The sequence below is a fragment of the Mycobacterium sp. IDUB_28 genome, from assembly GCF_055419285.1.
Map to the genome: position 1 here is coordinate 159,796 of NZ_JBVAXK010000009.1, position 11,199 is coordinate 170,994.

The following is an 11,199-nucleotide window of genomic DNA, read 5'->3' on the forward strand; positions in this document are numbered from 1 at the left end:
GACGCAGCTGATTAAGGTCCCAGTCATGGCAGGACCGGTAGCAGGCATCAACGTCGTCGAACTCGGAGTGTGGGTCGCTGGGCCCGCGACCGCAGGCATCTTGGCCGACTGGGGTGCCGACGTCATCAAGATCGAACCACCGGCCGGCGACCCCGGGCGGCTGTTCGGCCGGATGCTGGGCTGCGACCTCGGCGTGAACCCACCGTTCGAAATGGACAACAGGTCCAAACGGAGCATCGTCCTGGACCTGACGACCGACGCCGGCCGCGACACGGCATTCGAATTACTTGCCGCCGCAGACGTTTTCGTCACCAACGTCCGAACCGCGGCGTTGCAGCGGCTGGGACTGGACTACGAGTCGGTGTCGGCGCGCAACCCGAAGTTGGTCTACGGCCTCATCACCGGCTACGGCGAAACCGGGCCGGACGCCGACCGCGCCGCCTTCGACGTGGCCGCGTTCTGGTCGCGCGGCGGTATCGCCCACCTGCTGACCCGGCCCGGCGACACGCCGCCGTTCCAGCGCGGCGGCATGGGTGACCACTCGGCCGGCATGACCCTGGCGGCGGCCGTGTGCGCAGCGTTGGTGGCCCGCGCCCGCACCGGTGAGGGCCAACTGGTCACCACTTCGCTGTACCGCCAGGGCGCCTACACGGTGAGCTTCGACCTCAACACCTATCTGCTCACCGGTCAGCCGATCGCGATCGGACAACGCGCCACCATGGGCAACCCGTGCATGAACAACTACGCCGCGGGCGACGGGCGCCGGTTCTGGATCGTCGGACTGGAAGTCGAGCGGCACTGGCCGGCGCTGTGCCGCGTGGTCGGCAAGGCGGAGTGGCTCACGCAATACCCCAATGCCCGCGCCCGCGCCGACAACGCGGTACAACTCATTGCCGAACTCGACGACATCTTCGCGACCAGGACGCTGGACGAATGGGCCGAACTCTTCGCCGGCGAACCGGACTTCTTCTGGTCGCCGATCAACTCCCTGGAAGACATCGTCGCCGACGACCAGTTCCATGCCGCGGGCGGAATCGTCGACGTGCCGGATGGAGAGGCGACCGTGCCGATGGTGGCCACCCCGGCGGACTTCCACGGTACCCCCTGGTCACCGCGCTGGACGGCCCCTGAGCTGGGGCAGCACACCGCCGAGGTGCTCGCCGAGCTGGCGGTTCGCCGCGACTCCTGAGCCCCACCGGGCGCTTTACAAAACTATGCAAGACTGTCACGCTGTCCACAGCCCATGATTAGCGCGACAGGTACGGATTGATGGTCATCTCAACAATCGATGTGACGAGTGCGGCGCGGCGCCCGCGCGACGACGGCCAGGTCCTGCGGCACCGGCTCGACGTATTGGCCGCCGACGCCAACGATGTGGTGCAGACGGCCGGCGGTTGGCTGTTCGACCGGGTGATGGCCGGTTGGGAAGTCAATGTGATGCTGCCCCAGGGCTACGATTCCCGGCCGCTGCGCATTCTGGGAGTCGAGGTACTGGACCTGGAATCGGACTTCGACATGGCGGGTATGGGTCAGGGTCTGGCGGCCAGCGTGGCAGCTCTGACTGCCTACGACTGCGTCCGTGAGGTGGTTCGCCGCGCCCTGGACAAGCAACGCAACCGGGGCACCGAGGTCGCCCTGTGGGGTGAGGGCTGGCCGCTGGGGGTCACTCGTGGGCTGACCAGCACCAGCTATCGGCTCAGCGCCGCTGCCCGCGCGTTCAAGGGGCAGGCGTTACGTGCCGCCGGAATCCCTTGTCTCTCAATAGCTCCCACGGAAAAGTTGCTGACCGACTCGGCCTGGCTGGGTTAGTCGGGGATGAAGAAGTACTACCGGCACACGCTGCTGTACCTGCACGAGACGATCGACCTGGGCTCCGGACGCAGCGACCGCTTCACCGAGGTGTTCACCGACACTTACCAGCCGATGATGCAGGACCTCGGTGCCCGGTTGTTCGCGATCTGGGAATCCACCCCCTTCAACGGCCACTGGCCGCAGGTCACCGTGATCTGGGAGCTCGACGGGTTCTCCGACTACGCACGCATCGGCGCCGCGCAGGCCCGCGGCGGCAGCCACGAGGCGGCGGCCGGCACATGGTCGGCGTTCCTGTCCGACATCGGTGCCAAGGGGGAGGGACGCATCATGTACGCGGGCCCGAGCAACCGGAGTCTGGCGCAACTCACCGAAGCCAATTTCAGTGCGTCGCTGGTGATTCAGGAGATCATGCAGACCAAGCCTGGCCGTCAGGACGACTACATCCGCGAACTGGAGCGGCTCTACGTCCCGTGGTCGGAAAGCACCGGCAAACACTGGCTCGGTTCCTTCACCACCACCTTCCGGTTCAACGAGGTGATCCATTACTGGGCGCTCGAAGGCGGCTGGGCGTGCTTCGCCAACCACTACCCGTCGTGGAAGGACAGCCCACCGGCGGAGATCGTCACCTGGATGAGTGTGGCGCCCGCACTGCGCGACGGCTGGGAGGATTCGATCCTGCAGGCGCTACCACCGTCGCCGTTGCAGTGAAGGACTTCCGCTACGACCCCTTCGACCCGCAGGTGATGGCCAACCCTCCCGCCTACTACCGCATCCTGCGCGACGAATACCCGGTGTATTACCTGCCGCAGTGGGATACCTTCGCGCTCTCCCGGTTCGACGACATCTGGCGGGTGCTGGAAGTCAACGACGGCACCTTTGTCGCGTCGGAGGGAACGTTGCCGCCGGCATCGGTGCTGGCCAGGCACAACGACGGGCCGGTCGCCGATCCACCGTTGCATCCCATGCCTTTTCACGCCGTGTTCGACGCCGATCTGTACGGCGAGATCCGCCGTGCGCACTCTGCGCCGTTCCGGCCGCGGTCGGTCACCGCCTTGCAGGACCGCATCCGCGCATTGGCCAACGAACGCCTCGACCTGCTGCTGCCCCGGGGTGAGTTCGATCTCACCCAGGAGTACGGCGGCATCGTCGCGGCGTCGATGGTGTGCGACTTACTCGGCATCCCAACAGAACTCGCGGCGCAGGTACTGGCGGCGGTCAACGCCGGAAGCCTGGCCCAGCCCGGTGAAGGTGTCGACACCGCCGAATCCCGGCCGAATTACCTGCAATTCCTGGTCCCGGTGGTCGAACGTCACCGCGCCGGCACCCCACAAGCCCTGCCGATCGTCGACGGGCTGCTCGGTTACCAGCTGCCCGACGGCAGCGGGCTCAGCGATGTCGAGGTCGCCACCCAGATGTTGTGCGTCTTCATCGGCGGCACCGAGACCGTGCCCAAGATCGTGGCGACCGGGCTCTGGGAGCTCAGCCGCCGGCCCGACCAGATGGCCGCGGTGCGCGCCGACCTGGCCACCAACGTGCAGATAGCCCGCGAGGAGATACTGCGCTACTGTGCACCCGCACAATGGTTTGCCCGCACCGCGCGTAAACCCTTTACCATCCACGGCCAGACCATCGAGCCCGGGCAACGCGTCATCACCCTGCTCGCGTCGGCGAACCGGGACGAGCGGGAATTCCCTGACCCCGACGAATTCATCTGGGACCGGCCGATCAAACGTTCGCTGGTGTTCGGTCGGGGTCAGCACTTCTGCCTCGGTTTCCACCTCGCCCGGCTGGAAGTGGCTGTGCTGCTGGAGGAATGGCTGCGCCGGGTGCCGGACTTCGCGATCCAGGACGACAAAGCGACCCGGCTGCCGTCGAGCTTCCAGTGGGGCTGGAACAACGTCCCGGTGGAGGTCTGACGTGTGGTCCTATCGGATCATCGCCCCCTACCTGTTCGAAAGAACCGACATCCCCGACAAGACGGCGGCCGACCTCACGCAAGGTCACGTGCTGCTGCGATTTCTGGCCGCCGGCGTGTGCGGCAGCGATCTGCCCGCGTTCCGCGGCGTCCGTGGCCGCCTGCCCGGTGACGACGGGCGCAGTGCGGCGGAGAAGGACGGCTTTCCCATCCACGAAGTCGCGGGGGAGGTGATCGCCAGCCGCCACCCCGATCATCGTCCGGGTGACCTGGTGGTGGGCTGGGCATCCGGCTTCGACGGGCTGATGGAACGCGTCATCAGCAACGGCGACGGCCTGGCACCCTACGACCCGGCCCTGAAACCCGCGCAGGCAGTCGGCCTGCAACCGCTGGCCTGCGTGCTGTACGCCTGCGAACAGCTGCCGGACCTCGCCGGCCGGCACGTCGCGGTCATCGGGCAGGGCTCGATCGGGCTGCTGTTCTCCTACGTCGCCAAAGCGGCCGGAGCGCGGCGCGTCACCGGCGTCGACCCGGTCGATCGCGAAAACGTCTCCCGCACTTTTGGAGTCGACGACGCGGTACGGGCCACCAGCGACCGGTGGGCGAGCCGGCTCACCGCCGCCGACCGTGCCGACGTGGTGATCGAGGCGGTCGGACACCAGGTGGCCACCCTGAACCACGCCATCAGTGCCACCGCGCCGGGAGGCACCGTGTTCTACTTCGGTGTGGCCGACGACGACGCTTACCCGATCAACATGCGCGCCATGCTGCGCAACAATCTGACCTTGAAATCCGGTGTGACACTGGATCGTCGGCGGGTCCTGGGCGACGCCGGTAAGTTCGCCGCTCGGCATCCGGAGCTGCTCGAGGCGTACCTGACGCACACCTTCGCGGTCGAGGATGTGCAGGCCGCGTTCGACCTCGCGTGCCGCCCGGTCCCCGAGCGGGTCAAGATCGCGATCGCCCGATGAGCATCTTCCAGACCGCCCTGCACCGGCCCATCTGGGGAGGCTGGGTCACCGGGCCCACCCTGATCGGACCCGAGGAATTCGCGAAGGCCGGATACGACTACGTCGGATTCGACACCCAGCACGGCTATCTCGACGACGCCGACGTCGCACGGATGCTGCGCCGCCTCGAGCATGTCCCGATCGGCACCGCGGTGCGGTTGCCCAACGCCGACCCGGCGCCGATCGGCCGGGTGCTGGACGCGGGGGCGGACGCGGTGATCATCGCGATGATCGAATCGGCGGACCAGGCCGCCGCGGCGGTCGCAGCGACCCGGTTTCCGCCCGCCGGGGTGCGCAGCTTCGGGCCGCTGCGGGCCAGCCTCGGCCACGACCCGGCCGCGCTGGAATCCCGGGCGAGTGTGTTCGCCATGATCGAGACCGCGTCCGCGGTGGCCGGCATCGACGAAATCTGTGCCGTCGACGGCTTGGCCGGAATCTATGTGGGACCGGCCGATTTGGCGATCTCGATGGGCCTCGACGTGGTCGGCGCCGTCGGGAACCGGCAGGTGCAGGATGCGATCACGCGGATTCAGCGCGCGGCCACCGCCGCCGGCCTGGTCACCGGCATCCATGGCAGTGACGGCCCGACGGGTAATACGCTGTCCAGGATGGGATTTCAGATGATCACCCTGGCGGCCGAATCGCAGGCCCTGCGCCGCGGCGCGGCCGAGCACCTGCGTGAGGCGACCGCGCCATGACCCGCGTCGCATTGGTCACCGGCGCCGCCGGCGGGCAGGGGTCGGCGATCGTGCAAAAGCTCAGTGCACAAGGGTATTCCGTGGCGGCCTGCGATCTGCGAGCCGTCGGCACTGACACCGATGCCGCGGTGCTGGCGATCCCGCTCGATATCACCGACCCGGTCCAGTGGGAGACCGCCGTCGCCGCCACCGTCGACCGGTTCGGCGCACTGACCACGCTGGTCAACAACGCCGGGGTGTTGCATCGCGCCGCGCTGGCCGACGAAACAGTCGGAGACTTCGAAAACTCCTGGCGGGTCAACTGTATGGGTGCGTTCCTCGGCATCCGTGCCGCACTGGCGGCGTTGCGTGTGGCTGACGGCGCCGCGATCGTCAACATCTGCAGCACCGGAGCGATCCGGCCGTTCCCGCAGCACTGTGCCTACGGCTCGGCCAAGTGGGCGCTGCGCGGGTTGACCCAGACCGCGGCGGCCGAGCTGGCACCGGACGGGATCCGGGTCAACGCGGTGTTCCCCGGCCCGATCGCCACCCCGATGCTGGACCAGGACATCCAGCAGCGGCTGGCCGCGGTCGCGATGTTCGGCCGGCTCGGCCGGCCGGCCGAGATCGCCGACGCGGTAGCTTTTCTGGTGTCCGAGGAGGCGTCCTTCATCACCGGGTCTGAACTCGTCGTCGACGGTGGCCAGTGTCTGCAGATCCGATGAGCACGAGGCAATTACAGGCCGTCGAGCGGCTGCATCCTGCCCTGCGCGCCGTGGCGGTCACCCGGACTGTCTTCACCGCCGAGGCGATCCCGCTGATCCGCGACTCGATGAATCAACGCCGCGCCGAAATCGCGCAGGGCGCGCCCGGGGTGGACATCGAGAACGCGGTCGCCGGCACCGTGCCGGTGCGCATCTACCGGGGCGGCCCGCGGCCGGCGCCGGCTGTGGTCTACTGCCACGCAGGCGGTTTCGCGCTGGGCAACCTCGACACCGACCATCGCCAGTGCCTCGAACTCGCCCGTCGCGCACGGTGTTCGGTGGTGTCGGTCGACTACCGGCTGGCGCCGGAGGATCCCTTTCCGGCGGCGCTCGAGGACGCCGTCACGGTGCTGCGGTGGGTGGCCGGCAGTGCGACGCAACTGGAGGTCGACCCGGCTCGGGTGGCCGTCGCGGGCAGCAGCGCCGGCGCCGCGCTGGCCGCCTGCCTGGCGCACGGCGCGGCCGACGGGTGGTTGCCGCCGTTGGTTTTTCAGCTGCTGCACCAGCCGGTCCTGGACGACCGCCGGACCGCGTCCATGACAGAATTCCGCGCCACCCCGGCCTTCGACGGCGAGGGTGCGCAGCTGATGTGGCGGCATTATCTGGGCGGGCAGGCGCCGTCGGCGATCTCGGTTCCCGCCCGCCGCGACGAACTGGCCGGTCTGCCACCGGCATTGATCACCTGCGCCGAGATCGACCCGTTCCGGGACGAGGCGGTCGAATACGCGCTGCGGATGCTGCGCGCGCGGGTCGGCACCGGACTGCACGTATTTCCCGGCGCATGTCACGGATTCGACTCGCTGCTGCCCGAATGGTCCTCCAGTCAAAGGCTTTTCGCGCTGCAGGGCGAGGCCCTGGCCAAAGTCTTCTACCCGGACTGAGCCGTCTCGCCGGGCGGGCGTGGGCCGGGCAGCCGCAACAGCAGCCGCGCGCCGCCGAGCGGACTGGCGTGCAGAGATGCGGTGCCGCCGTGCAATTCGGCTTGTTGTGCCACCAGGGCCAGGCCCAGACCGGATCCCGAGTGCGACGCCGTCGACCCCCGGGAGAACCGGTCGAAGACGGTCTCGCGTTCGTGCTCGGGTACACCGGTGCCGTCGTCGTCGATCGCGATCTCCACGCCCGCCCGGGAGCTGACCGCCGACAGCTGCACCCGTTCGGCGTGGCCGTGCTTGACCGCATTGGCGATCGCGTTGTCCACCGCCAGCCGCAGACCGGTGGGCAGGCCCAGCATCAGCAGCGTCGGGGACGGCAACAGCGACACCGTCAACCCGGGGTAGCTGCGCTCCGCGTCGTGCGCGGCGCGGTCGAGCAACTCGGTGATGTCCACCGGCACGAAGTCGTCGGTGGTGATCGTCTGCCCCTGGGCGAGGCGTTCCAGCGCGGACAGGGTGGCCTCGATGCGACTCTGGGTGCGCATCACATCAGCCATCACCTCTTCGCGCTGCCGGGCGGGCAACTCCAGCGTGGCCAGCACCTCCAGGTTGGTCCGCATCGCGGTCAGCGGGGTGCGCAACTCGTGGGAGGCGACGGAGGCGAAGTCGCGGGCCGAGTCCAGGGCGTCCTTGGTGCGCTGTTGTTCGTCGCCGATGCGCGCCAGCATGCCTTCGACGGCCTCGGCGATCTCCACTGCCTCCCACACCCCGCGGACCTGCACCTCGTCCGGCTTGGATTGCGCGTTGATCGCCCGGGCCTGCTGAGCCAGCAGCCGAAACGGGTTGATCATGATCAACCACATCACGCTGCCCACCAGGAAGGTGCCGACGATGACGCTGCCGCAGATCAGCAGCACCCGCAGGTGTAGCCGGTCGATCCGGTCCTCGGCCTGGGCCAGCGGCGCACCCAGGGCGACCGTGGCGTCGCCGGCGGTGAAGGTGCGCACCCGGTAGGGGACGCCGTCGATCGTGGTGGTGACGTAACCGGGTGGCAGCGCGGGCAGCACGACTCCGCTGGGCACCGACCGGATCTCGCCGCCCACCCGCACCGTGCGGGCCACCCGGTCGTCGGGCGCCGGCTGGTCGTCGTCCGGGCGTGGCGGGCTGAGCAGCGTGCTCACGTCGCCCAGACTGCTCACCGAGTCCAGCCGGCGATCCAGCTGGCTGTACTGATCGTTGGTGACGCCGACCCACACCCAGGTGCCCAGAATGATGACCAGCGCGATCACCGACATCGCCGCGACGATGACGATGGTGCGCAACGACACCAGCGGCAGCGGCAACCGCAGCAACCGGGACACCCGATCGTTGATTGACATGTCCCGCCCCGTCAGAAGGTGATGAGTTGACGCACTGCGGTGCCGTCGGCCAAATGGTCCATCGCCTCGTTGATGTCGTCCAGCCGGATCGTCGAGGACACCAGCGCTTCCACCGGCAACCGGCCTGACTGCCACAACGAGACGAACCGGGGAATGTCACGGCTGGGCACCGCCGAACCCAGATAGCTGCCGATCAGCGACCGGCCTTCGGCGACAAACCCCAACGGCGACACACTGATTCGAGCATCCGGTGGCGGCAGTCCGACGGTGACGGTGCGTCCGCCCGGCGCGGTCAGCCCGATCGCGGTCTGCAGCGCCGCGGGATGGCCGACGGCCTCGACGACTACATCGGCCTTGACCGCGGCGTCCTCGGCCCGCTGCGGTGTGTAGGTCTCATGTGCACCCAAAGCGGTTGCCGCCGAGAGCTTTTCGTCCAGTTGATCGACACCGATGACGCGCACGTCGGGAAAGGTCAACGCGGTGAGGACCGCCGCCATGCCGACACCGCCGAGTCCGACCACGGCGACCGACTGTCCCGGCCGGGGGTTGCCCACATTGAGCACCGCGCCGCCACCGGTCAGCACCGCACACCCCAGCAGCGCGGCGACCCCGGCCGGCACGTCGGGCGGCACCGCGACCGCACTGGCCGCGTTGACCACCGCGTACGTCGCGAAACCCGAGACGCCGAGATGGTGGTAGACCGGGTGACCGCTGCGGGCGAGGCGGATGCCACCGCCCAGCAGCGTGCCGGCGTTGTTGGCCGCGCTGCCCGGTTCGCACGGCGTCAGCCCCTGTGTGGCGCAGGCCGGGCAGTGCCCGCAGCGCGGCAGGAACACCAGCACCACCCGCTGGCCGACGGTCAACCCGCTGACGCCGGCACCGAGCGATTCGACGATGCCCGCGGCTTCGTGCCCGAGCAACATCGGCACCGGCCGGACCCGGTTGCCGTCCACCACCGACAGATCGGAGTGGCACACTCCGGCGGCTTCGATGCGGACCAGCACCTCGCCGGCACCCGGACCGGCGAGGTTCAATTCGGTGACGCTGATCGGCCGGGATTGCGCATACGGCCGGGGTGCACCGATCCGCTCGAGCACCGCGCCCCGGATCGCAGACATGTTGGAATACAACCATGAGTTCCGCTACGCCCGGTGTTCCGTCCGGGCGGGGAGACCTGACCAGCAGCGACTTCCCGGTGCTGTGGCCGGTGCTCACCCGCTGGGCCGACAACGACATGTTCGGTCACCTCAACAACGCTGTGTACTACCAACTGTTCGACACCGCGATCAACGGGTGGATCGCGACCGAGGCCGGCGTCGACCCGCTGACCATCCCCGAACTGGGCATCGTCGCGGAGTCGGGCTGCCGGTATTTCGCCGAACTCGCCTTCCCAAACGAGCTGTCGGTGGGTCTGGCGGTCACCCGGTTGGGCCGCAGCAGCGTCACGTACCGGCTGGGGGTGTTCCGGGCGACGGAAGCCCCGCAACCGATCGCCGCGCTGGGCCACTGGGTGCACGTCTACGTGGACCGGAGCACCCGCAGACCCGTCCCGATCCCCGAGACGATCCGGCCGTTACTGGCGACCGCCTGCACCGATTGAGCACCGCGGCCACCAGTACACTTCGCCAATGCCAGTTATGAGCAAGACCGTCGAGGTCAGCGCCGATGCCGACGCCATCATGGGCATCGTCTCCGACATCGAGCGTTACCCGGAGTGGAACGAAGGGGTCAAGGGCGCGTGGGTGCTGGCCCGCTATGACGACGGCCGCGCCAGCCAGGTGCGCCTGGACACCTCCGTGCAAGGTATCGACGGTGTCTACATCCACGCCGTGTACTACCCGGGTGAGAACCAGATTCAGACCGTGATGCAGCAGGGCGACCTGTTCACCAAGCAGGAGCAGCTGTTCAGCGTGGTGGCCACCGGACCCAGCAGCCTGTTGACTGTGGACATCGACGTCGAACCGAGCATGCCGGTGCCGCCGCCGATGGTGAAGATGCTGCTGAACAACGTGTTGGATCAGCTCGCCGAAAACGTCAAACAGCGCGCCGAGCAGCTGGCTAGCTGAAAATCCCGGTCCGGTCCAGCACCTCGGTCAACCGCTGGGCCGCGTCGGTGAACTGCCATACCGTGTGGTCGACGACCGCAGTGGCGTCCCGGCGGCGCAGCGCGGCGATCAAGTGCAGGTGGTTGCTCACCGCGGCCTCGCCCCACTGCGGATCGGCGGCATACATCCGCGCCGGCATGTAGCGCGCGGCGTTGAGCAGGAACCAGGCCAGCTTGATCCGTCCGCTGGCCTGGTTGAACACCCGGTGGAACGCGAATTCGTAGGTCGCGATGGCCTCGGCGTCAGCCGCGCCGACGGCCGAGCCCAGCAGGTCGTTGATGCGTTCGAGTTCGGCGATCTCGAGCTCGGTGATGCGGTCGGTGGCGGTGACTGCCAGTTCCCGGGCGATGGTGGCCTGCAGCCAGAAGATGTCCTTGATGTCCTGCCGGGTCAACGGCAGCACCACATGGCCGCGGTGCGGCTCGAGTTGCACCATGCCTTCGCCGCGCAACTTCACCAGCGCTTCCCGCACCGGGGTGATGCTGACCCCGAGCTCGGCAGCGGTCTCGTCCAGCCGGATGAAGGTCCCCGGCCGCAGACTGCCGGACATGATCGCGGCGCGTAGGTGGCCGGCAACCTCGTCGGACAGCTGTGACCGACGTAGCGGCCGACGGCGTCGAGCCTTGGACGACGCTGCCGGCAAGGGTGGGTTCACGTGGGCCTGC

The 11,199-nt window shown here is 68.4% G+C and carries 13 protein-coding genes; 10 read left to right on the forward strand and 3 right to left on the reverse strand.

Annotation, left to right across the window (positions count from 1 at the left end; all coding sequences use genetic code 11):
• The first annotated feature begins 25 nt into the window (after positions 1-25).
• The 8 genes from ACZYZ9_RS19640 to ACZYZ9_RS19675 all read left to right on the forward strand — a co-directional run bounded on the left by ACZYZ9_RS19640 (position 26) and on the right by ACZYZ9_RS19675 (position 7,059).
• Complete coding sequence (locus ACZYZ9_RS19640) at positions 26-1,189, forward strand: CaiB/BaiF CoA transferase family protein (RefSeq protein WP_463827937.1); 1,164 nt, start codon at positions 26-28, stop codon at positions 1,187-1,189.
• An 80-nt stretch (positions 1,190-1,269) separates the two neighbouring features.
• The gene (locus tag ACZYZ9_RS19645; protein WP_463827938.1) at positions 1,270-1,809 is read left to right on the forward strand and encodes a hypothetical protein; all 540 of its coding nucleotides are present in this window, start codon (positions 1,270-1,272) and stop codon (positions 1,807-1,809) included.
• Positions 1,810-1,815: 6 nt separating this feature from the next.
• Positions 1,816-2,520: an NIPSNAP family protein gene (locus ACZYZ9_RS19650; RefSeq protein WP_463827939.1), complete on the forward strand. Its 705-nt coding sequence runs from the start codon at positions 1,816-1,818 to the stop codon at positions 2,518-2,520.
• A 35-nt stretch (positions 2,521-2,555) separates the two neighbouring features.
• On the forward strand, positions 2,556-3,728 hold the full coding sequence (locus ACZYZ9_RS19655; protein ID WP_463828027.1) for a cytochrome P450: 1,173 nt from the start codon (positions 2,556-2,558) through the stop codon (positions 3,726-3,728).
• Between the two features lies 1 nt (position 3,729).
• A complete protein-coding gene (locus ACZYZ9_RS19660) occupies positions 3,730-4,698 on the forward strand; it encodes a zinc-binding dehydrogenase (protein ID WP_463827940.1) in 969 nt (322 codons plus the stop codon).
• Positions 4,695-5,435 (forward strand): HpcH/HpaI aldolase family protein, encoded by a 741-nt coding sequence (locus tag ACZYZ9_RS19665; protein WP_463827941.1) that lies wholly within the window; start codon positions 4,695-4,697, stop codon positions 5,433-5,435. The genes ACZYZ9_RS19660 and ACZYZ9_RS19665 overlap by 4 nt, the downstream gene beginning before the upstream one ends.
• On the forward strand, positions 5,432-6,139 hold the full coding sequence (locus ACZYZ9_RS19670) for an SDR family NAD(P)-dependent oxidoreductase (RefSeq protein WP_463827942.1): 708 nt from the start codon (positions 5,432-5,434) through the stop codon (positions 6,137-6,139). The genes ACZYZ9_RS19665 and ACZYZ9_RS19670 overlap by 4 nt, the downstream gene beginning before the upstream one ends.
• On the forward strand, positions 6,136-7,059 hold the full coding sequence (locus tag ACZYZ9_RS19675) for an alpha/beta hydrolase (protein ID WP_463827943.1): 924 nt from the start codon (positions 6,136-6,138) through the stop codon (positions 7,057-7,059). The genes ACZYZ9_RS19670 and ACZYZ9_RS19675 overlap by 4 nt, the downstream gene beginning before the upstream one ends.
• Here the strand turns inward: ACZYZ9_RS19675 and ACZYZ9_RS19680 are convergent.
• Complete coding sequence (locus ACZYZ9_RS19680; protein WP_463827944.1) at positions 7,047-8,429, reverse strand: sensor histidine kinase; 1,383 nt, start codon at positions 8,427-8,429, stop codon at positions 7,047-7,049. The genes ACZYZ9_RS19675 and ACZYZ9_RS19680 overlap by 13 nt on opposite strands.
• Positions 8,430-8,440: 11 nt before the next feature.
• Complete coding sequence (locus tag ACZYZ9_RS19685) at positions 8,441-9,547, reverse strand: alcohol dehydrogenase catalytic domain-containing protein (RefSeq protein ID WP_463827945.1); 1,107 nt, start codon at positions 9,545-9,547, stop codon at positions 8,441-8,443.
• Positions 9,548-9,561: 14 nt separating this feature from the next.
• On the opposite strand from ACZYZ9_RS19685, the gene ACZYZ9_RS19690 reads away from it, so the two are divergent.
• Together ACZYZ9_RS19690 and ACZYZ9_RS19695 are read left to right on the forward strand one after the other, a co-directional pair.
• The gene (locus tag ACZYZ9_RS19690; protein WP_463827946.1) at positions 9,562-10,029 is read left to right on the forward strand and encodes an acyl-CoA thioesterase; all 468 of its coding nucleotides are present in this window, start codon (positions 9,562-9,564) and stop codon (positions 10,027-10,029) included.
• A 28-nt stretch (positions 10,030-10,057) separates the two neighbouring features.
• A complete protein-coding gene (locus tag ACZYZ9_RS19695) occupies positions 10,058-10,495 on the forward strand; it encodes an SRPBCC family protein (RefSeq protein WP_463827947.1) in 438 nt (145 codons plus the stop codon).
• Here the strand turns inward: ACZYZ9_RS19695 and ACZYZ9_RS19700 are convergent.
• The gene (locus ACZYZ9_RS19700) at positions 10,488-11,189 is read right to left on the reverse strand and encodes a GntR family transcriptional regulator (RefSeq protein WP_463827948.1); all 702 of its coding nucleotides are present in this window, start codon (positions 11,187-11,189) and stop codon (positions 10,488-10,490) included. The two genes, ACZYZ9_RS19695 and ACZYZ9_RS19700, sit on opposite strands and share 8 nt — an antisense overlap.
• Positions 11,190-11,199: the final 10 nt, after the last annotated feature.